Origin of the sequence: Streptomyces sodiiphilus, from assembly GCF_039529215.1 — a bacterium.
Taxonomy (GTDB): Bacteria; Actinomycetota; Actinomycetes; order Streptomycetales; family Streptomycetaceae; genus Streptomyces; species Streptomyces sodiiphilus.
Genome location: NZ_BAAAMJ010000030.1, coordinates 163,081 through 183,811, shown reverse-complemented (window position 1 = coordinate 183,811; position 20,731 = coordinate 163,081). Strand labels below are relative to the sequence as shown.

Annotated in this window: 15 protein-coding genes; 9 read left to right on the top strand and 6 right to left on the bottom strand. The window is 72.8% G+C overall.

Annotation, left to right across the window (positions count from 1 at the left end; translation table 11 throughout):
• Positions 1–14: 14 nt before the first annotated feature.
• Positions 15–2,297 carry an FdhF/YdeP family oxidoreductase gene (locus tag ABD299_RS15090; RefSeq protein WP_344262503.1) on the bottom strand — a complete coding sequence of 761 codons (2,283 nt, stop codon included), beginning with the start codon at positions 2,295–2,297 and terminating at the stop codon, positions 15–17.
• A gap of 118 nt (positions 2,298–2,415) precedes the next feature.
• On the opposite strand from ABD299_RS15090, the gene polA reads away from it, so the two are divergent.
• Both polA and ABD299_RS15080 read left to right on the top strand, forming a co-directional pair.
• On the top strand, positions 2,416–5,118 hold the full coding sequence (polA, locus tag ABD299_RS15085; RefSeq protein ID WP_344262501.1) for a DNA polymerase I: 2,703 nt from the start codon (positions 2,416–2,418) through the stop codon (positions 5,116–5,118).
• Between the two features lie 177 nt (positions 5,119–5,295).
• Positions 5,296–6,744: a lytic transglycosylase domain-containing protein gene (locus tag ABD299_RS15080; protein WP_425581344.1), complete on the top strand. Its 1,449-nt coding sequence runs from the start codon at positions 5,296–5,298 to the stop codon at positions 6,742–6,744.
• A gap of 58 nt (positions 6,745–6,802) precedes the next feature.
• Here ABD299_RS15080 and hrpB read toward each other — a convergent pair whose 3' ends face one another.
• Complete coding sequence (gene hrpB / locus ABD299_RS15075) at positions 6,803–9,337, bottom strand: ATP-dependent helicase HrpB (RefSeq protein ID WP_344262499.1); 2,535 nt, start codon at positions 9,335–9,337, stop codon at positions 6,803–6,805.
• Positions 9,338–9,720: 383 nt separating this feature from the next.
• Here hrpB and rpsA point away from each other — a divergent pair, with 383 nt between their 5' ends.
• The 4 genes from rpsA to ABD299_RS15055 all read left to right on the top strand — a co-directional run bounded on the left by rpsA (position 9,721) and on the right by ABD299_RS15055 (position 13,492).
• Positions 9,721–11,232 carry a 30S ribosomal protein S1 gene (rpsA, locus tag ABD299_RS15070; protein ID WP_344262497.1) on the top strand — a complete coding sequence of 504 codons (1,512 nt, stop codon included), beginning with the start codon at positions 9,721–9,723 and terminating at the stop codon, positions 11,230–11,232.
• Positions 11,233–11,397: 165 nt separating this feature from the next.
• Positions 11,398–12,360 (top strand): PAC2 family protein, encoded by a 963-nt coding sequence (locus tag ABD299_RS15065; RefSeq protein ID WP_344262495.1) that lies wholly within the window; start codon positions 11,398–11,400, stop codon positions 12,358–12,360.
• A gap of 9 nt (positions 12,361–12,369) precedes the next feature.
• Positions 12,370–12,987 carry a dephospho-CoA kinase gene (gene coaE, locus ABD299_RS15060; protein ID WP_344262493.1) on the top strand — a complete coding sequence of 206 codons (618 nt, stop codon included), beginning with the start codon at positions 12,370–12,372 and terminating at the stop codon, positions 12,985–12,987.
• A gap of 55 nt (positions 12,988–13,042) precedes the next feature.
• Positions 13,043–13,492, top strand: a complete 450-nt coding sequence (locus tag ABD299_RS15055; protein WP_344262491.1) for an ester cyclase — start codon at positions 13,043–13,045, stop codon at positions 13,490–13,492.
• Between the two features lie 42 nt (positions 13,493–13,534).
• Here the strand turns inward: ABD299_RS15055 and ABD299_RS15050 are convergent, their stop codons facing one another.
• Together ABD299_RS15050 and ABD299_RS15045 are read right to left on the bottom strand one after the other, a co-directional pair.
• Positions 13,535–14,758, bottom strand: coding sequence for an FUSC family protein (locus ABD299_RS15050; RefSeq protein WP_344262488.1), 1,224 nt, complete (start codon positions 14,756–14,758; stop codon positions 13,535–13,537).
• 79 nt (positions 14,759–14,837) lie between these two features.
• Positions 14,838–15,404, bottom strand: a complete 567-nt coding sequence (locus ABD299_RS15045; RefSeq protein WP_344262726.1) for a DUF488 domain-containing protein — start codon at positions 15,402–15,404, stop codon at positions 14,838–14,840.
• A gap of 128 nt (positions 15,405–15,532) precedes the next feature.
• Here ABD299_RS15045 and ABD299_RS15040 point away from each other — a divergent pair, with 128 nt between their 5' ends.
• Complete coding sequence (locus tag ABD299_RS15040) at positions 15,533–16,678, top strand: glutathione-independent formaldehyde dehydrogenase (protein WP_344262486.1); 1,146 nt, start codon at positions 15,533–15,535, stop codon at positions 16,676–16,678.
• A gap of 67 nt (positions 16,679–16,745) precedes the next feature.
• Here ABD299_RS15040 and ABD299_RS15035 read toward each other — a convergent pair whose 3' ends face one another.
• Positions 16,746–17,936: a globin domain-containing protein gene (locus ABD299_RS15035; protein ID WP_344262484.1), complete on the bottom strand. Its 1,191-nt coding sequence runs from the start codon at positions 17,934–17,936 to the stop codon at positions 16,746–16,748.
• Positions 17,937–18,022: 86 nt separating this feature from the next.
• On the bottom strand, positions 18,023–18,505 hold the full coding sequence (locus ABD299_RS15030; protein ID WP_344262724.1) for an RrF2 family transcriptional regulator: 483 nt from the start codon (positions 18,503–18,505) through the stop codon (positions 18,023–18,025).
• Between the two features lie 115 nt (positions 18,506–18,620).
• Between ABD299_RS15030 and ABD299_RS15025 the strand changes: the two genes are divergently transcribed.
• Positions 18,621–19,853: a VWA domain-containing protein gene (locus ABD299_RS15025; RefSeq protein WP_344262482.1), complete on the top strand. Its 1,233-nt coding sequence runs from the start codon at positions 18,621–18,623 to the stop codon at positions 19,851–19,853.
• The gene (locus ABD299_RS15020) at positions 19,853–20,722 is read left to right on the top strand and encodes a hypothetical protein (protein WP_344262480.1); all 870 of its coding nucleotides are present in this window, start codon (positions 19,853–19,855) and stop codon (positions 20,720–20,722) included. The genes ABD299_RS15025 and ABD299_RS15020 overlap by 1 nt, the downstream gene beginning before the upstream one ends.
• The last annotated feature ends 9 nt before the right edge of the window (positions 20,723–20,731 follow it).

Sequence of the window (20,731 nt, the reverse complement as noted above, 5' to 3'; positions counted from 1 at the left end):
GACTAAGCCAGCGCTCAGCCGGGCTGCCCGGTGGGGGTCAGACGCACGACCACGGACTTGCTGGCGGGGGTGTTGCTGGTGTCGGCGGTGGCGTCGAGCGGTACCAGGACGTTCGTCTCGGGGAAGTAGGGCGCGGCGCAGCCGCGGGCGGTGGGGTAGTGGACCACCCGGAAGCCGGGAGCGGTGCGTTCGGTGCCGTCGGTCCACTCGCTGGTGATGTCGGCGTAGCACCCGTCGGGCAGCCCGAGGGCGGTGGCGTCCTGCGGGTTCACCAGGACCACCCGGCGGCCGCCGCGGATTCCGCGGTAGCGGTCGTCCAGGCCGTAGACGGTGGTGTTGTACTGGTCGTGCGAGCGCAGGGTCTGCAGCAGCAGCCGCCCCTCGGGCACCCGCGGGAAGGTGACCGGGCCGGCCGTGAAGTGGGCCTTGCCGGTGGCGGTGGGAAAGCGCCGCTCGTCGCGGGGGGCGTGCGGGAGTGCGAAGCCGCCGGGCCGGGCGATCCTGGCGTTGAAGTCCTCGAATCCGGGGATCACCCGGGCGATGCGGTCGCGGATCAGCGAGTAGTCCCGCTCGAACTCCTCCCAGGGCGTGCGGCTGCCCGGTCCCAGCACCCGGCGGGCGAGGCGGCACACGATGGCCGGCTCGGAGAGCAGGTCACCGGCCGGCTCCAGCCGGCCGCGGGAGGCGTGCACCATCCCCATGGAGTCCTCCACGGTCACGCACTGGTCCCCGCCGGCCTGGGTGTCGCGTTCGGTGCGGCCGAGGGTGGGCAGGATCAGTGCCCGCGCCCCGGTGACACAGTGCGAGCGGTTGAGCTTGGTGGAGATGTGAACGGTGAGCCGGGCGCGGCGCATCGCGTCCTCGGTGACCGCGGTGTCGGGCGAGGCGGCGACGAAGTTGCCTCCCATGGCCAGGAAGACGTCGGCGCGGCCGTCGCGCAGGGCACGGATGGCCTCCACGGTGTCCAGGCCCGGGCGGCGCGGCGGCGCGAAGCCGAACTCCCGTTCGAGGGCGTCCAGGAACTCCGCGGAGGGCTTCTCCACGATGCCCATGGTGCGGTCGCCCTGCACGTTGCTGTGACCGCGCACCGGGCACACCCCGGCGCCGGGGCGCCCGATGCTGCCACGCAGCAGGAGGAGGTTGACGACCTCCTTGATGGTGGGAACGGCGTGCTTGTGCTGGGTGAGCCCCATGGCCCAGCAGACCACGGTGCGCCGGGAGGCGAGGATCATCTCCAGGGCGCGCTCGATGTCGGCGCGATCCAGGCCCGTGGCGCGCTCGGTGTCCTCCCACCCGGCGGTGCGGGCGGCCGCGGCGAGTTCCCCGAAGCCCGCGGTGTGCTCGCGCACGAACTCCTCGTCGACGGCGCCGGGGGTCTCGATGATCAGCTTGTTGAGCATCCGGAACAGTGCCTGGTCCCCGCCGAGCCGGATCTGCAGAAAGAGGTCGGTGAGCCGGATGCCGCGCCCGACCAGCCCGCGGGCGGTCTGCGGGTTGTCGAACCGCTCCAGTCCGGCTTCGGGGAGCGGGTTCACGGTGATGATCCGCGCCCCGCCTGCCTTGGCCTTCTCCAGTGCGGAGAGCATCCGGGGGTGGTTGGTGCCCGGGTTCTGCCCGGCGACGATGATGAGGTCGGCCCGGTACAGGTCCTCCAGGAGCACGCTGCCCTTGCCGACTCCCAGCGTCTCGGTCAGCGCGGAGCCGGAGGACTCGTGGCACATGTTGGAGCAGTCGGGCAGGTTGTTGGTGCCGAATTCGCGGACGAAGAGCTGGTAGAGGAACGCCGCCTCGTTGCTGGTGCGTCCGGAGGTGTAGAAGAGGGCGCGGTCGGGTGTCTCCAGGCCGCGGAGCTCCGCGGCCAGCAGGTCCAGCGCGTCGTCCCAGCCGATGGGCCGGTAGTGGGTGTCGCCCTCGGCGAGGTACATGGGGTGGGTGAGGCGGCCCTGCTTGCCGAGCCAGTAGCCGGACCGCCCGGCCAGAGCGGCGACCGGGTGTTCGGCGAAGAAGGCGGGGGTGACCCGGAACCGGGTGGCCTCCTCGGCCACCGCCTTGGCGCCGTTCTCGCAGAACTCCGCGGTGTGCGGCTTGTCCGGTTCCGGCCAGGCGCAGCCGGGGCAGTCGAAACCACCGGGCTGGTTGACCCGCAGCAGGGTCCGGGCGGCGCGTGCCGCCCCCATCTCCCGGCCGGCGGTGCGCAGGGTGTGGGCGACCCCGGGGAGCCCGGCGGCGGACCGCCGCGGTGCCCTGATCTCGGGGGCGTCCTGGACCGGGTCGCCGGAGAGCGGGTCGGCGGGCATGGGCTCCAGCTCCTCACCTCGTGCGCGGCGTGCGCTGTCAGCAGATGGTCGCACGGCGATGCCGGGGCGCACACGCCGGGCGCGGGGAGTGTCGGTGGCCCGTGCGAGGATCTGTCCCGTGGCTGAGAACGCATCGCAGAAGACCACCGCCCCCCACCTGATGCTGCTGGACGGGCACTCCATGGCGTACCGGGCCTTCTTTGCCCTGCCCGCGGAGAACTTCTCCACGGCCACGGGCCAGACGACGAACGCGGTCTACGGGTTCACCTCCATGCTGGCGAACACGCTGCGGGACGAGGCCCCCACGCACGTGGCGGTCGCCTTCGACGTGTCCCGCAGGACGTGGCGCTCGGAGCGGTACGCGGAGTACAAGGCCACGCGCTCGAAGACCCCGGACGAGTTCCGTGACCAGGTGGAGCTGATCGGGCAGCTGCTGGACGCGATGTCCGTGCCGAGGTTCGCGGTGGACGGCTTCGAGGCGGACGACGTCATCGCCACGCTGGCCACCCAGGCCGCCGGCGAGGGGTTCCGGGTATCGATCGTCACCGGCGACCGGGACGCCTTCCAGCTGGTCTCCGACCAGGTGACTGTGCTCTACCCGACGAAGGGCGTCTCAGAGCTGACCCGCTTCACGCCCGAGAAGGTCCAGGAGAAGTACGGTCTGCCGCCGGCCCGCTACCCGGACTTCGCCGCGTTGCGCGGGGACCCGTCCGACAACCTTCCGGGCATTCCCGGAGTGGGGGAGAAGACGGCCGCCAAGTGGCTGACCCAGTTCGGCTCGCTGGACGAGCTGCTGGAGCGGGCCGACGAGGTCAAGGGCAAGGCGGGCCAGAACCTCCGCGAGCACCTGGAGTCCGTCCGGCTGAACCGGGTGCTCACCGAGATGGTGCGGGACGTCGAGCTGTCCTCCCGCCCCGCCGACCTGGTGCGCGCGCCGTACGACCGGGAGGCCCTGAACGGCCTGATGGAGACCCTGGAGTTCCGCAACCCGAGCCTGCGCGAGCGGCTGTTCGGTGTGGATCCGGGCGCGGAGGAGGAGTCTCCTGCCCCGGCCGGTGAACTGCTGGTGGACGGCCGGGTGCTGGCCGGAGGCGAGCTCGCACCCTGGCTGGCCGAGCACGGCGCCGGGCCGCTGGGCGTGGCCACGGTGGACGACTGGAAGCTGGGCGCCGGCATCGTCCACGCGGTCGCGCTGGCCACCGCCGGGGGCCCGGCCGCGTGGTTCGATCCGGCCGGCCTCGACGAGGAGGACGAGCGGGCGTTCGCCGCGTGGACGGCCGACGCCGGGCGCCCCAAGGTGCTGCACGGCGCGAAGGTGGTCCAGCGGGTGTTCGCCGAGCACGGCTGGAGCGTGGCAGGTATCGCCATGGACACCGCCCTGGCCGCCTACCTGGTGCAGCCCGGCCGCCGCTCCTTCGCCCTGGAGGGGCTCAGCCTGGAGTTCCTGGGCCGGGAGCTCGTGCGTCCGGAGGGCGCCGGCGGCCAGCTCGCCTTCGGCGCGGACGACGCCGCGGAGGCGGATGTCCTGATGCGCGAGGCCCGGACGATCCTCGACCTCGGCGAGGCGTTCACCGGACGCCTGGAGACGGTCGGCGCCGGCGCCCTGCTCCGCGAGACGGAGCTGCCCACCTCGGGCCTGCTGGCCCGGATGGAGCGGGCCGGAATCGCGGCCGACCGTGGCTGGCTGGAGCGGATGGAGCAGCAGTTCGCTGCGGCTGTGCGGCAGGCGGTCACGGAGGCGCACGCCTCGGTGGGCCGGGAGTTCAATCTGGGCTCGCCCAAACAGCTGCAGGAGGTGCTCTTCGGCGAGCTGGGCCTGCCGAAGACGAAGCGGACGAAGACCGGCTACACCACCGACGCCGACGCCCTGGCCTGGCTGGCCGCGCAGACCGAGCACGAACTGCCGGTGATCATGCTCCGGCACCGGGAGCAGTCCAAGCTGCGCACCACGGTCGAGGGGCTGATCAAGGCGATCGCCCCGGACGGCCGCATCCACACCACGTTCCAGCAGACGGTCGCGGCCACGGGCCGTCTGTCGTCCACCGATCCCAACCTCCAGAACATCCCGGTGCGGACCGACGAGGGCAGAGCGATCCGCCGTGGCTTCGTGGTGGGGGAGGGGTACGAATCGCTGCTGACCGCCGACTACAGCCAGATCGAGCTGCGGGTGATGGCCCATCTGTCGGAGGACTCCGGGCTGATCGAGGCGTTCACCACCGGCGAGGACCTGCACACCACGGTCGCCTCCCAGGTCTTCGGGGTCGGCGCGGACCAGGTCGACCCGGAGATGCGGCGCAAGATCAAGGCGATGAGCTACGGTCTGGCCTACGGCCTGTCGGCGTTCGGCCTCTCCCAGCAGCTGTCCATCAGCCCCGAGGAGGCCCGCAAGCTGATGGACACCTTCTTCGAGCGGTTCGGGGGCGTGCGTGACTACCTGCACCGGGTGGTCGAGGAGGCCAGGGAGACGGGCTACACCCAGACGCTCCTGGGCCGCCGCCGGTACCTTCCGGATCTGACCAGCTCCAACCGCCAGCGCCGGGAGATGGCCGAGCGGATGGCGCTGAACGCCCCGATCCAGGGCACCGCCGCGGACATCGTCAAGATCGCCATGCTGCGGGTGGACACGGCGCTCGCCGAGGAGAAGCTCACGTCCCGGCTTCTGCTCCAGGTGCACGACGAGATCGTCCTGGAGGTCGCGCCGGGGGAGCGGCAGCAGGTGGAGGAGCTCGTCCGACGGGAAATGGCAGGGGCCGTACGGCTGCGTGCCCCTCTGGACGTCTCGGTGGGTTCCGGTGCCGACTGGGAGGCCGCGGCGCACTGACGGGCCTGATGCGCGGCATCTCCTGGTCCGGAACCACGAGTTGTCGTACTGTCGTCACAGTTGTCGGAGGTGTGCACACCTCGAAGGGGCAGGCGGCACAGGGAGGGAGTGCGCGTGGGACTGCGCATCGGCAGGGTTCGCAGGGGCATTTCGGGATCCGCGGTGGCCGCGGCGGCGATGGCCGCCCTCACCGCCTCCCAGGCATCGGAGCTGATGATTCCGGAGTCCGAGGCGCAGGAGCCGAGAGACCCGGCGGCTCAGCGGGACGACGTCGCCGCCGACACCGACTTTCCTCCGTACCACACCGAACTCCCCCCGCTGGACACGGTGGAGTCCGGCCCCCTGGAGCCCGGGCTGCCGGAGAGCGGGCAGGGCGGTGACCCGGCCACGCCGGCGGGGCCCGCCGAGGCGGGGATTCCGGCCACGGTCCTGGACGCCTACCGCAAGGCCGAGGAGCGGCTCGCGGAGACCACCCCCGGCTGCAACCTCGACTGGGAACTCCTGGCCGCCATCGGCAAGGTGGAGTCAGGCCATGCCCGCGGCGGTGATGTGGACCGGTACGGCACCACGAACAGCCGGATTCTGGGTCCGGTCCTGGACGGGAACGGCTTCGCCCGGATCAAGGACACCGACGGCGGCCGGTGGGACGGCGACGCGGTCTTCGACCGCGCCGTGGGGCCGATGCAGTTCATCCCCTCCACCTGGGCGACCTGGGGTGCCGACGGCAACGGTGACGGCGTGAAGGACCCCAACAACGTCTACGACGCCACGGTGGCGGCGGGCAACTACCTCTGTGCCGGGGGCCGGGACCTCTCGCGGGCCGCGGACCTCGACCGGGCCCTGCTGAGCTACAACTACTCGCGCGAGTACGTGAACACCGTGAAGTCCTGGCTGGAGTACTACTACCGCGGCACCCACGAGGTGCCCGACGGCGAGGGCAGGCTGCCCACCACTCCCGGCCCAGGCTCCCCCGACCCGGCCACCGGCGGGGGCGGAAAGAGCAAGGGCAAGGACAGGCAGAGCGGCGGGAGCCAGAGCCCGGACACCGGCCGGGGCGGCTCGCCGGACCGCGGAGACGGTGGTGGCAAGGGCGTCGAGGCCGCCCCCCGGCCGACCGCGAGCGCGAGCGGCGGCATCGGGCCGGGCCCCGGGGAGCCCTCGCGGCCGCAGCAGCCCTCGCCGGAGCCGACCGGCGCGGACCCCACGGAGCCGGAGCCGTCCCCGACACCCACCGTGCCGGAGCCCACGGAGCCGGAGCCGTCCCCGACACCCACCGTGCCGGAGCCGTCTCCCACTCCCACTGGCCCGGGGGAGCCCACCGAGCCCGGGGAGCCAGGGTGCCCCGGGGACCCGGAGCCGGAGCCCACGGAGTCCGCGGACCCGACCGCGACCCCGGCCCCCTCGCCGACCGTTACCGCCTCACCCACCGCCTCACCCACCGCCTCGCCGGACCCCTCCGGTGAGAACGGCGAGGAGGAACCGGAGGAGGAGCCCGGCGAGGAATGTCCCGGCCCGGAGAACCCCGAGGGTGACGACGCGGACGGCGACGGCACGAAGGACGGACAGGACCGGGACGGAGCCGGGGAGGACGCCGACTCCGCCGTCCTCCCCCGTCGCCTGGCCTGACGGGACAGCCCGGAGGGCCGGGCTCGCGGCCCGGTACCGGATGCCGCCCGCCGGCCTCTCAGGACCGGCGGGCGTTCGTCCGCCGGGTCGGCCGGGCGGTGCCCGGGTCCTGTGGCCACGGGTGCCGGGGGTACCGCCCGCGCAGTTCCGCCCGCACCGCGCGATAGCCCTCGCGCCAGAACGACGCCAGGTCGGCGGTGACCGCGGCCGGCCGCCCCGCGGGGGAGAGCAGGTGCAGCAGTACCGGCACCCGCCCGCCGGCGATCCGCGGGGTGCGGTCGAGCCCGAAGAGCTCCTGGAGCTTGACCGCCAGGACCGGCTGGTCGCCCGAGTAGTCCACTTTGATCCTGGAGCCCGAGGGCACCTCGATGCGCTCCGGCGCCAGTTCCTCCAGCCTGGCCGCCTCCCCCGCAGCCCACGGCAGCATGCCCGTCAGCAGCGCGTGCACGTCCAGCCGCTCCAGGTCGGCACGGCGGCGTGCCCCCGGATCCAGCAGGTCACCGGCACGCGCGGTGACCGCGGCGTCGGAGACCTCCGGCCACGGGTCGCCCAGGACCCGGTGCAGGAAGGACATCCGCTGCCGCAGCCCCTCGGCCGCGGGGCCGGGGCGCAGCACCCCCACGCCCTCCCTGCGCAGCCCTTCCAGCAGCGCTGCGCGCAGCCGGGCGGGGTCGGGCGCGTCCAGGCGCTGCTCGCGCAGCTCCACCGCGCCGATCCGCTCCACCCGCCGTGCCACCACGTCCCGGCGGACGTCCGACCAGAACACCTCCTGCTCCTCCTCGACGAGCGGGGCGGCGGCCCACCGGGCGGTCTCCTCGTCGATCACCGCGGCGAGGCGCACGCGTGCGGACGCCGCCTGCACCGGCCGGTCGGCCACCGCGACCGCCAGCCAGGGGACGTTCCGCAGTGCGGATCCCTCCGCCAGGTCCGCGCGTGTCCCCGAGGCCATCAGCAGGGATCCGCCGCCGCGCTGTCCGGCCACCCGCTCGGGAAACGCCAGGGCGGCCACCAGGCCGGATGCGTGGGTGTCGTCGCCTCCGTCGTCCCGCGCGCCCGTCACCCGGTTCCCGGCGTCCGCGCCGCCGGTCTGTTCCAGGGCGCCGCACAGCCGGCGCACCTCGGCTCGCCAGCGGCCGGTGTACGGGTCGTTCCCGCGCCGCGCGGCCCGCAGGGCGGCGGCCAGGTCGTCGCCCCACTCGCGCGGCGGTTCCTCGCTCAGGAGCGCCACCACCTCCGCCGCCCGCCGGGCACCGACCCGTCCGGCGCCGTCCAGCAGGGCCCGGGCCAGCCGCGGGTGGAGACCGACGCGGGCCATCTGTTCGCCCCGGGGGGTGATCCGGCCGTCCGGAGCGGTTGCCCCGATCGACCGGAGGGTTGCCCGCGCCGCGGCCATGGCCCCTTCCGGCGGCGGATCCAGCAGAGCCAGTCCGGAGGCGTCCGGGTCGCCCCAGCAGGCGGTGTGCAGGGCGAAGGAGGTCAGGTCGGCCACCGAGATCTCGGGTGCGGGCTGCCGGGGCAGCCGTGCGTCCTCGCCCCGGTCCCAGCACCGGTACACGGTGCCGGGCGCCTCCCGCCCGGCCCGCCCCGCCCGTTGCTCGGCCGCCGCCCGCGAGACGCGCACCGTCGTCAGGGCACTCAGTCCCCGGGCGTGGTCGGTGCGCGGCTCGCGCGCCAGCCCGGCGTCCACCACCACCCGCACCCCGGGGACCGTCAGGCTGGACTCCGCGACCGCGGTCGCGAGCACCACCCGACGCGGTGCGCCCCGGTCCGTACCGGCCAGCACCGCGTCCTGCACGGCTGCGGGGGCCTGCCCGTGCACGCGCAGCACCTCGGTCCCCTCGGGGCCCGTGCCGCCGTCCGCCAGCAGGCCGGCGACCCGTCCTATCTCCCCGACACCCGGCAGGAAGCACAGCACGTCTCCGTCCCGTTCGCGCAGCGCCCTGCGGATCACGTGGGCCACGTGCTCCAGGAGCGCGGGGTCCACGCGTGTGCCGTGCGGGGGACGCACCGGGCGCGGCGGCGGCGCCCACACCACCTCCACCGGGTGCGCGGTGCCGCCGGCGGTCACCACCGGGGCGTCCAGCAGACGGGCCCAGCCCTCGGTGTCGGTGGTGGCGGAGGCGGCCACCAGAGCCAGGCCGGGGCGCAGCGCGGCCCGGATATCGAGCAGGAATGCGGTGGCGGTGTCGGCGTCCAGATGCCGCTCGTGGCATTCGTCGAGCATCACCAGGTCGACGCCGGGAAGGTCCTGGTCCCGCTGCAGCCGTTGCAGCAGTACCCCGGTGGTCACCACCTCCACCACGGTCTGCGGGCCGGCCCGGCGTTCGCCGCGTACGGTGAAGCCGACCCGCCGGCCCACGGGCTCGCCGAGCACCCAGGCCATCCGGCGGGCTGCGGCACGGGCGGCGATCCTGCGGGGTTCGGCGACCAGCACGCGGAGTCCTGATCCGGCCAGCGCGAGCGGTACGGCTGTGGTCTTCCCGGTGCCCGGCGGGGCGGCGAGCACGGCGGTGCCACCGGCCGTCAGGGCCTCCCGCAGGGCGGGCAGCGCGGTGCGGACGGGGAGCCGGTCGAGGCGCTGATCAGGAATCACGCGGTCCAGTGTGGCCCCGGGGGCCGCGGAGGGGGGCCGGGGGCCCCGTCCCGTTCGGAGAACTGTGCCCTGTCGCACACGACGGGCCGGCCGACGCCGGATTTGGCCCGATTGGGCCCCTGCTGGGGCGAAGCGCGCATTGACCCGGTCCGTCGGCGCACGTATGCTATAAGACGCGCTGCGGGCCTGCGCGCCTCGGACGGAGCAGGTCGCGCTCGCATCGGTTGTGATGTCCCCTCGGTCGGCGAGGCGCTTCCCGGATCTCCGGTCTCCGGAGGTCCTGGAGGAGCGCTTCTCAGGCTGTCCGGCTTCGGCGGTGCGGCTCGGGTCCGCGAGCGTGGTAGTGCCTACGACACACTGTCCGTACCGGAGCCCTTTACCACATGACGAGCAGCACCGAGACCACCGTGACCACCCCGCAGGTTGCGGTCAACGACATCGGTTCCGAGGAAGCCTTCCTCGCCGCGATCGACGAGACGATCAAGTACTTCAACGACGGCGACATCGTCGACGGCGTCATCGTGAAGGTCGACCGGGACGAGGTCCTGCTCGACATCGGTTACAAGACCGAGGGCGTGATCCCCTCCCGCGAGCTGTCGATCAAGCACGACGTCGACCCGAACGAGGTCGTCGCCGTCGGCGACGAGATCGAGGCCCTCGTTCTCCAGAAGGAGGACAAGGAAGGCCGCCTGATCCTGTCCAAGAAGCGCGCTCAGTACGAGCGGGCCTGGGGCACGATCGAGAAGATCAAGGACGAGGACGGCATCGTCACCGGCACCGTCATCGAGGTCGTCAAGGGCGGCCTGATCCTCGACATCGGCCTGCGCGGCTTCCTCCCGGCCTCCCTGGTGGAGATGCGTCGCGTCCGCGACCTCCAGCCGTATGTCGGCAAGGAGCTCGAGGCCAAGATCATCGAGCTGGACAAGAACCGCAACAACGTGGTGCTGTCCCGCCGTGCCTGGCTGGAGCAGACCCAGAGCGAGGTCCGCCAGACCTTCCTCACCACCCTCCAGAAGGGTCAGGTGCGCTCCGGCGTCGTCTCCTCCATCGTCAACTTCGGTGCGTTCGTGGACCTGGGCGGCGTGGACGGCCTGGTGCACGTCTCCGAGCTGTCCTGGAAGCACATCGACCACCCCTCCGAGGTCGTCGAGGTCGGCCAGGAGGTCACGGTCGAGGTCCTGGACGTCGACATGGACCGCGAGCGGGTCTCCCTGTCGCTGAAGGCGACCCAGGAGGACCCGTGGCAGCAGTTCGCCCGGACCCACCAGATCGGCCAGGTCGTTCCCGGCAAGGTCACCAAGCTGGTGCCGTTCGGCGCGTTCGTCCGGGTGGACGAGGGCATCGAGGGCCTGGTCCACATCTCCGAGCTGGCCGAGCGCCACGTGGAGATCCCCGAGCAGGTCGTCCAGGTCAACGACGAGATCTTCGTCAAGGTCATCGACATCGACCTGGAGCGTCGCCGGATCAGCCTCTCGCTGAAGCAGGCGAACGAGAACTTCGGTGGCGAGGACCCGATGGCCGTCGAGTTCGACCCCACGCTGTACGGCATGGCGGCGTCCTACGACGACCAGGGCAACTACATCTACCCCGAGGGCTTCGACCCCGAGGCCAACGACTGGCTGGAGGGGTACGAGAAGCAGCGCGAGGAGTGGGAGCGCCAGTACGCCGAGGCGCAGGTCCGCTTCGAGCAGCACCAGGCCCAGGTCATCAAGTCCCGCGAGGCGGACGCCCAGGCCGAGGCCGAGGGTGCGGCCGGCGGCGGTGGCCAGTCCTCGCAGGGCGGCGGCACCGGCGGCGGGTCGTACTCCTCGGAGTCGTCCGACGACTCGGGTGCGCTGGCCTCGGACGAGGCGCTGGCGGCGCTGCGCGAGAAGCTGGCCGGAGGCCAGAGCTGACCGCTCGCTGACGGCGGCAAGCCGGCACACCGAGGGCCCGCCTCCCGTACCGGGGGGCGGGCCCTCGCCCGTGCCGGAGGTGAGGACGCCGAAGGCGGGAATGCTCCGCAGACCCGGTTCGTTGGTTCCGGTGGCAGGGCAAGACCAGAAAGGGTGCGGTTGACGGTGCACGATCCGCAGGATTTGTACACGTGGGACCCCGACGGCCTGCGGCAGGCCGAGGAGGAGGTCAGCCGTGAGGGCGATGCCGGGCCCGTCCTGCTGTACCACTTCGAGGGCTTCATCGACGCCGGCGAGACCGGGGCGCAACTCGTCGAGCAGTTGCGGGAGGGGCGCGCATCCACCACCGTGGCCCGTTTCGACCACGACCGTCTGGTGGACTACCGGGCGCGTCGGCCGGCCATGACCTTCCGGCGCGACCGCTGGACGTCCTACACGACCCCCGTGCTGGAGCTTCAGCTGCTGAATGATGCCACCGGCCAGCCGTTTCTGCTGCTCAGCGGCCCGGAGCCGGATGTGGAATGGGAGCGGTTCGCCGCTGCCGTCCGGCAGATCATGGAGCGGCTGGGGGTCCGCCTGGCGGTGACCTTCCACGGCATCCCGATGGGTGTCCCGCACACCCGCCCGGTGGGGCTCACCCCGCACGGCAGTCGCACCGACCTGCTGCCCGGGCACCGCAGCATGTTCGACGAGGCCCAGGTCCCGGGCAGCGCCGCGGCTCTCACGGAGTTCCGGCTGGGCGAGGCCGGCCACGATGTCCTGGGGCTCGCCGCTCATGTGCCGCACTATCTTGCCCGGTCCCGCTACCCGGACGCCTCGCTGACCGTGCTGGAGTCCGTGACCGCGGCCACCGGTCTGGTGCTGCCGGAAGCGGCGCAGGAGCTGCGCTCCCGCGCGCTGCGCACCCGGGAGGATATCGAGCGCGAACTGGCCGACGGGGACGCGGAGCTGGTCTCCGTGGTGCGTGGGCTGGAGCAGCAGTACGACGCGATGGCCGGAGCGGAGACGCGCGGCAGCCTGATGGCCGAGCCCGCGGAGCTGCCCTCCGCGGAGGAACTCGGCGAGGTCTTCGAGCGGTTCCTGGCCGAGCGCGGGGAGGGCGAGAGCGGCGGCGGCACGGAACGATAGCCTGCCCGCATGCTCACAGTGGGACTGACCGGCGGTATCGGAGCGGGCAAGAGCGAAGCGGTCCGGCTTCTGGCCGCCCGCGGGGCGGTGATCATCGATGCGGACCGGATCGCCCGCGAGGTGGTGGAGCCGGGAACCGAAGGGCTGGCCGCGGTGGTGCGCGAGTTCGGGGAGGAGATCCTGACGCCCGCCGGGACGCTGGACCGCGAGCGGCTGGGCGGCATCGTCTTCGCCGACCCGGAGCGGCTCCGGGCGCTCAACGCGATCATCCATCCTCTGGTGCGCGACCGCTCCGCCCGGCTCCAGGAGGCGGCTGTCGCGCGCGATCCGGACGCGATCATCGTTCAGGACGTGCCTCTGCTCGCCGAGAACGGGCTGCAGGATCTGTACGACGCCGTGCTCGTGGTGGATGCCTCCGAGGAGACCCGGCTGGACCGCCTGGTGCGGCTGCGGGGCATGGCGGAGGCCGACGCGCGGGCCCGGATGGCGGCGCAGGCGGGCCGGGCGGAGCGCCGGGCGGTCGCCGACATCGTGCTGGACAACGACGGCTCGATGGAGGAGCTGCGGGAACAGGTGGACAGGGCCTGGCAGTACCTGCGCGAGCGGGCCGGCGGCATCCCGGGGTGACTCCGTGGGCCGTGGCCATGACGGAATCGGCCGGAGAGTGACACAATTGGGTGATATGAGCCGAGGTGGGAACCCGCACACCCTGTACACCCGATGGCTGGAGGAGCTCTGGAACGGCGATCTCGACCGGGTGGGCCGGGTCGCTGAGGACCTGGTCACCCGTGACTTCCTCGGGCACTGGCCCGGCAGGCCGGCGCTGGTGCGCGGAGCGCACGCGCTGGCCGAGACCGTCCGCGAGGGCCGCCGCCCGTTCGAGGGTCTGCGGTTTCACGCCGAGGTGGGGCCGATCGTCGAGGGGCAGTTGATCTGTGCCCGCTGGCGTGCCCACGGCACCTATGCGGGGGATCCGGCGTTGCCGGGGGTCCGCGCCGAGCCCGGGACGGTCGTGGAGTTCCACGGTCACGACATCCTGCGCCACTCCGGCGGACGGCTCGCCGAGTACTGGGTGATCTCGGAGACCGAGCAGCTGATGGCACAGCTGGGTGCCGGAGGGCAGGGCCGCTGAGGCCGGGACTCCCTTCGCCGGGGCGGGCGCGGGCGCCGGTGGTCAGGGCCGGGAGCGCCGTCGCCGCGGACCCGCCCACAGCCGACTCCTGAGGCGGTACAGGCGCGGGTGGCGTTCCCGCTGCTCACGGGTGTACCGGTCGAGTTCCTCGGCCAGCCGTACCGACCGTTTCTCCACGTCCAGCTCGTCGAGCATGCGGTCGGTCTCGGCCAGCAGGGAGCCGTACAGATGCCACTGCCGCGGGTGCCGGCGGATGTGGCCCAGCAGCAGGTGTGCCAGCCGTTCCCGTGAGTCGCGGGCGGCCGCGAGTTCCTCGCCGAGCCGTTCCTCGGCCTGCTCGGAACTGGCGCTGACCTCGCTGGTGATGAGCACCGCGAAGGCGTCGACGGCCCCGGCCAGATGGCCGAACAACTCCTCCAGAGTGTCCTCGACGACCGGAGGGAACAGGTCCTCCCGGGTCCGGACCCGGGCCAGATCGGTCAGGTTCCGGGACATGGTGCGCAGGATGACCGTGCAGATCTCCAGGGTGTCCAGGCCGGTCCGGAGCACCACCCGGGAGAGCAGCCCCTCCTTGACCCGCGGGTTGAAGCGCAGGCTCTCCTCCGCCTGGGTCAGTGACGCGTCGACCTGGGCGACGTCGTTGTCCAGCCGACGGGCCTCGTGGAGCTTCTCGGCGGCGTCCTCGACCAGGGAGGGGCCGCGGACCTCGTCCCCCACCCGCAGCAGCAGCCGCCGCATCCGCCCGGCCAGGTCCTCGATCGCCTCCTCGGCGGACCGTACCCACACCGGCGGGACGAAGATCACGTTGAACAGCAGACCGACCACCGCCCCGATGAGTGTCTCCAGGACACGGTCCAGGGCGGTCTCGGCGACCCGGGTCACCCCGAGGACCAGCATCGCGCTGATCGCTACCTCGGGAACGAACTGTCCTGCCCGGACCAGGTGCCCCACCGTGAGCGAGGCCAGGATGAGCAGCCCCAGGCTCCACCAGCTCAGCCCCATCAGGGCGCTGAACCCGACGGCCACGGTCACCCCGGCCACCACAGCGTTCACCCTGCGGATACCGCTGGTGAGAGTGGCGAACAGGGTCACCTGGACCACGAGCAGCGCGGTCAGTGGTGCCAGCAGCGGGGCGGGGACGTCCACCAGCCACAGGGCCGCCAGATAGGCGAGTGTCGCCGCGGCCGTGGACCGCAGCGTCTGGACCACCACGGGCTCGTTGCGCCGGCTGGCCAGCTCGACGACCCGCTCGGAGACTTCGGGCACGCACTCCACCCTTCCCGTCCGGCCCTGCCCAGGACACCTTCCGTTCCTGCTGCAACACGAGTGGCCCACCCGGAGGCGGTCAGTCCTGCGGGCTTCCGGCGGACCCGGTTCCTGTCCCGTGGCCGGGGGCCGGGTAGACCAGCAGGCCGTCCTCGCGCAGGACCGCCCCCTCGGTGACCGGGTGCGGGGTGCGGCGGCCGTCGTGGGCGAGGTGCTCGACCCGCGCGCCCCGGGTGAGTACGGCGGCGTCGGCGATGATCCGCCGATGGCTGCGCCACCACACCGACTCGCTGCACATCACCGCCGTGCGGTGCTCCGCCGCCTGCGCGAGCAGGTCGTCCAGGGCGGCCAGGAACCCGGGGGTCCTGGTGTGCCCGGCGTAGCCGCGGAAGGAGTCGTTGCGCCAGAAGGCGTCCGGCGAACCGGGGGCCGGCCTGCGGAAGCCGCCCAGCCTCGGCTCCCACCGGTAGGCCATGCCCTGAGCCGGCAGCCACCGGCCGAGCTCCCGGCGCCCGGCGTCCGGGTTGCGCCGGCTGCCGGGCGCCGTGCGCACATCCACCACGGCGCGCACGCCGGCCGTGTGCAGAAGCTCTGCCAGACGGTCGCGGCCGGCGGTGCCGTGTCCGAAGGTCAGCAGGGTGGCCAGAGGGTTCTCCTCCCGTCGCGGCCCGGCGGAGGCACGAGGTTTTCCCGTACCCGCCCTCTCGCCTGTTTAGCGGAGCCGACCCGGGCCACTCGCCCTTTCTCGGACATTTCCCCCAAGAGGAGGCCGACGTGAAGGCTGTGGTGTACCAGGAGCCGTATTCGGTGGCCGTGCAGGAGGTGGAGGATGCGCGCATCGAGCATCCCGGCGACGTGGTCATCAAGGTGACGACCACGGCGATCTGCGGCTCCGATCTGCACATGTACGAGGGCCGCACGGGCGCCGAGTCCGGCATCGTCTTCGGCCACGAGAACATGGGGATCGTCGAGGAGACCGGCTCCGGTGTGGTGTCGCTCCGCAAGGGCGACCGGGTCGTGCTGCCCTTCAATGTGGCCTGCGGGTTCTGCGCGAACTGTCTGGGCGGCAAGACGGGGTTCTGTCTGACGGTCAACCCCGGCTTCGCGGGCGGTGCCTACGGCTACGTCTCGATGGGCCCCTACCGTGGTGGTCAGGCGGAGTACCTGAGGGTTCCCTTCGCGGACTTCAACTGCCTCAAGCTGCCGCCCGGCCGGGAGCACGAGGACGACTTCGCGCTGCTCGCCGACATCTTCCCGACCGGCTATCACGCGACGGAGCTGGCTCAGGTCGGGCCGGGGGACACGGTCTCCGTGTTCGGCGCCGGCCCGGTGGGCCTCATGGCGGCCTACTCGGCGATGCTGCGGGGCGCCGCACGCGTGTTCGTGGTGGACAGGCAGCCGGACCGGCTGCGGCTGGCCGAGGAGATCGGGGCCACCGCGATCGACTTCGGCCGGGCGGACGCGGCCGAGCAGATCAAGGAGCACACCGAGGGAGCTGGCACCGACAAGGGGATCGACGCGGTCGGCTACCAGGCCACCGTCTCCGAGGGAGAGGAGCAGCCCGCGGTGGTGCTCAACACGCTGGTGGAGGCGGTGCGTCCGACCGGGCTGCTGGGCGTGGCCGGCCTCTACGTGACGGAGGACCCGGGAGGCCCGTCGGAGTCGGCGCGCCACGGCGAGCTGCTCTTCCGGATGGGCCGCTTCTTCGAGAAGGGCCTGCGGATGGGCACGGGTCAGGCCAACGTCAAGGCGTACAACCGGCAGCTGCGGGACCTCATCATCGCCGGGCGGGCCGAACCCAGCTTCGTGGTCTCCCACCGCCTGCCGCTGGAGCAGGCGCCGGAGGCCTACGACCGCTTCGACAAGCGGGAGAACGGCTGGACGAAGGTCCTGCTCAAGCCGGAGCTCAGCGCGGCCTGAGCGTCCCCGGGCGAACCGCCCGCACGGCCTTCCCGGCGCCGTGGGTCCGGGAAGGCCGTGCGGCTCGTCATGCCAGCCCGAGGTCCGGTCCGAAGACCTCGTAGTGCACGTCGCGGGGTGCCACACCGGCTCGCAGCAGGTCCTCCCGGGCCGACTTCAGGAAGGGCACCGGCCCGCACAGGTAGGCCACCAGTCCCGGCGGCAGCTCCAGCCGGGACAGGTCGCAGCGGCCGGGCAGCGCCGTGCCGCCGGCGGCACACTCCTCGTACCACAGGTGGAGTTCCGCCTCCGGGAGCCCCGCGATGAGCCGCGCCTGCTCCTCCCGCAGCACGTGGTCCGTCTCGCTGCGGTCGGCGTGCACGGCGATGACGCGCCGCCGTGACCGTGCGGCGGCGAGGTGCGCCAGCATGCCGGCCATCGGGGTGATGCCGATGCCGGCCGAGGCGAGCAGGACCGGTGCGCCGCCCTCGTCCAGCGCGATGTCGCCGGCGGGTGCGGACAGCTGAAGAATGTCTCCCGCGCGGACCTCGCGGTGCAGGAGCTCGGAGACCTCGCCGGCCGGGGTGGCCGCGTCGCCCGTCACGCGCCTGACGGTGATCCGTCGCCGTCCCTCGGGCGAGGCGCCGGACAGGCTGTACTGGCGCAGCTGGCGGGTGCCGTCCGGCAGGTCGACGGCCACGCTGACGTACTGACCGGGGCGGAAGCCCGGCACCGGCGTCTCATCGGCCGGGGCGAGCCAGAAGGAGACGGTCCCGGGGGTCTCCGTCACCCGCTGCTCGACCCGCCAGGGACGCCACTGGCCGTACCGGTCCGCGCCGGACCGTGCGTACAGCCGTTCCTCGACGGCGATCAGGGAGTGGGCCATCAGCCAGTAGACCTCGGCCCAGGCCTCGGCGACGGCGGGTGTCACCGCCGGGCCCAGCACCTGTCGCAGGGCCTGGAACAGGTAGTGCTGCACCAGCGGGTACTGATCCTTGCGCACCCCGACCGAGACGTGCTTGTGGGCGATCCGGCCCAGCAGGGCGTCGGGCCGTTCGCCGGGGCGCTCCACCAGTACGCGGGCGAAGGTCACCACGGAGCCCGCCAGCGCCGCGCGCTGCTCGCCGGTGGCCTGGTTGCCGCGGTTGAACAGGCCGTCCAGCAGCTTGGGGTGATCGGTGAACATCGTGCGGTAGAAGACCCGGGCCACCTCGTCGATGGCCTTCCCGACGGCGGGGAGCGTGGCACGGACGGTTTCGGCAGCGGATGCGGACAGCATGAATCCTCCTTGAAGGGGAATCTCAGATACCACTTTCAGGGGTGGGGGTTGGGGTTGGGGTGGCAGGGTGGTGCGGAGCCGGAGCGTCAGGCGGGGGTGGTGGGATGCTCGGGGGTGCTGCGTCCACCGGTGGCCGTGGGGCCGAGCCCGAGCAGGACCGGGCCGGTCGGCGCGGCGGCCAGATCGGCGATGGTCAGCGGGTCGAGGGAGGAGAAGAAGGCCTCCTGTGCCGTGCGCAGAGCGGTGCGCAGCCGGCAGGCCCGGCGCAGCGGGCACGGAGTCGCGTCCTCGCACCCCACCACGTCGCCCTCACCCTCCAGTTCGCGCACCAGCCGGCCCACCGAGACTCCGGCCCCGCCGCCGCTGAGGCTCAGCCCGCCGCCGCGTCCACGGCGGGCCTCGATCACGCCCAGGTGCTGGAGCCGGCTGACGACCTTCGCGGCGTGCGAGTGCGGCACGGCCAGTGCCTCGGCCACCTCGCGGGTGCGCAGCAGTTCGGCGGAGCCGTCGCGGGCGGCGAGCAGCATCGCCACCCGCAGGGCCAGATCGGTGAACTTCATCAGTCGCACGGCACGCACGCTACCAAATGTGCATCCTGGATGCGCATTCGGGATCGGACGGGGGTGGCCGGTGCTCACGGCTGCCGTTTTGGCGTGCGCACCACATGATCCATAAGATCCGCCAATGATCATAAGAAGATGGTCCGCGGCCGCGCTGTGCGGCGCGCTCGCGGCCCTCATGACCGGCGCCCTTCCGGCCACCGCATCGGCCGAGCCGACCAGGGAGAAGGAGCCGCCCAAGGTCCAGCTCGTCATCGACGCCAGCGGCTCGATGAAGGCGAAGGACATCGACGGCCAGTCCCGGATGGCCGCGGCCCAGCAGGCGTTCAACGAGGTCATCGACGCGATGCCCGAGGAGGTGCACCTCGGCATCCGCACCCTCGGCGCCAACTACCCCGGCCAGGACCTTGCCAAGGGGTGCGTCGACAGCGAACAGCTCTACCCCGTCGGCCCGGTGGACCGGACCGAGGCCAAAGCCGCCGTCGCCACCCTCCGCCCGGTGGGCTGGACACCCATCGGCTACGCGCTGCGCGGCGCCGTCGAGGACCTGGGCACCGGTGAGGGGATGCGCCGCATCGTCCTCATCACCGACGGCGAGGACTCCTGCGGTCAGCCCGATCCCTGCGACGTGGCCCGGGAACTGGCCGCCCAGGGAACCCAGCTGACCATCGACACCCTCGGTCTGACCCCTGCCGACGCCAAGGTGCGCGACCAGCTTTCGTGCATCGCCGAGGCCACCGGCGGAACCTACACCGCGGTCCAGGACACCGAGCAGCTCGGCGAACGCCTGAAGCAACTCGTGGACCGCACCGCCGAGAAGCCGCTGGAGAACCCCACCGGTGTCACCGGCGCCGCGGACTGCGCGGGCGCCCCCCTGCTGGGCACCGGTGTCTACAGCGACCGCGCCGAGTTCGGCGAGCACCGCTGGTACCGGGTGCAGGTCGCGCCCGGACGCGAAGTGCGTGCCTCGGTCAGCGTCGCCGCCGACCGCCCCGTCGACCGCGACTACGGCGTACTGCTGCGCGCCCTGGACGAGGACGGCCACGAACTGGTGCGCGGCAGCGAAGCCGGCCACGGCCGCACCGACGTCGTCTCCACCGGTCTGCGTTACCCCTCGGCCGCCGAGGAGGAACAGACCGTCTGCCTGGAGGTCGGCACCTCCTTCTCCGCACCCGAGTCCGTCCAGCGCACCCCGGGCATGCCCGTCGAGCTGACCGTCGACCTCGCCGCGGCCCCCGACGCGCACGTGGACGCCGCCGCCTACGGCCTCGCCCGCGGCTGGGTGCCCCTGGCGCTGCTGACCGTCACCGGCCTGCTCGCCGGACTGCTGTGGGGCTTCATCCGGAGGGCGTTCTGATGACGACGATCACGCACGCCCGCCGCGCCGCGCGCACCGCTCGGGCGCTGGCCACCACCTTGCTGGCCGGCGCGCTTCTGCTGTCCGGAGCGGGCCCGGCCGCCGCCGAGGACGAGCCCGAGGAGGGACAGCGGGAACAGCAGGACGGGAACGAGGCCGAGCCGACCGAGGCGGGCACCACCTTCCGGAACGCCACAGCCCTGGAACTGGGCTGGCGGGGCACCGCCAGGGCCTCCACCGGCGACTACCTGTACTGGGTGTTCCCCGCCGGGGCCGGCCAGGACGCCACCGCACGGGCGACGGTCACCTTCCCTGACACGGGGATCCGCAGCGGGCCCGCCACCTGGCAGCTCGACGTTTACGACGGTCTGCGCCGCCGCCAGCCCTGCGTCGCGGGAGAACCGTCCGCGCAGGCGGCACAGAACGCCGGTTCCGTGACGCTCACCTGCACGCTGCGCACCGTACGGCCGTGGGCCGAGCCGTGGTCGAACGACCCGCTGCCCGGCGCCTACTACCTCCGGCTGACCGCCGTGGAACTGCCCGAGAAGGACCTCGGACTGCCGGTGCTGGCCGAGGTCGAGACCGAGGTGGAGGAGGCGGGAGGCGCCCGTGCCACCGGCGGTGACCTGCCCGCACCGCTCGTCCAGACCCTGCGCGCCGGAGCCGAGGGAGACGGCACGGAGCGGGAGGACGAGGAACGGGAGGCGGACGCCGTGGACGCGCAGGAGGCCGCCGCCCTGACCGAGCCCGATGGCGGCTGGTCCGGCGGCTGGTGGTCGGATCGCTGGCTGTGGACCGCGGCCGGTGGCATTCTCGGTGCCCTGGCCGGAATCGGCGGCTACCACCTCACCCGGCGGCCCCGGGGCTGACCCGGGCCG

Coding starts and splice junctions, on each gene's coding strand:
- ABD299_RS15090 (WP_344262503.1), bottom strand. CDS start 2,297: ATGCCCGCCGACCCGCTCTCCGGCGACCCGGTCCAGGACGCCCCCGAG.
- ABD299_RS15080 (WP_425581344.1), top strand. CDS start 5,296: ATGGCCGCCCTCACCGCCTCCCAGGCATCGGAGCTGATGATTCCGGAG.
- rpsA (WP_344262497.1), top strand. CDS start 9,721: ATGACGAGCAGCACCGAGACCACCGTGACCACCCCGCAGGTTGCGGTC.
- coaE (WP_344262493.1), top strand. CDS start 12,370: ATGCTCACAGTGGGACTGACCGGCGGTATCGGAGCGGGCAAGAGCGAA.
- ABD299_RS15055 (WP_344262491.1), top strand. CDS start 13,043: ATGAGCCGAGGTGGGAACCCGCACACCCTGTACACCCGATGGCTGGAG.
- ABD299_RS15035 (WP_344262484.1), bottom strand. CDS start 17,936: ATGCTGTCCGCATCCGCTGCCGAAACCGTCCGTGCCACGCTCCCCGCC.
- ABD299_RS15025 (WP_344262482.1), top strand. CDS start 18,621: ATGATCATAAGAAGATGGTCCGCGGCCGCGCTGTGCGGCGCGCTCGCG.
- ABD299_RS15020 (WP_344262480.1), top strand. CDS start 19,853: ATGACGACGATCACGCACGCCCGCCGCGCCGCGCGCACCGCTCGGGCG.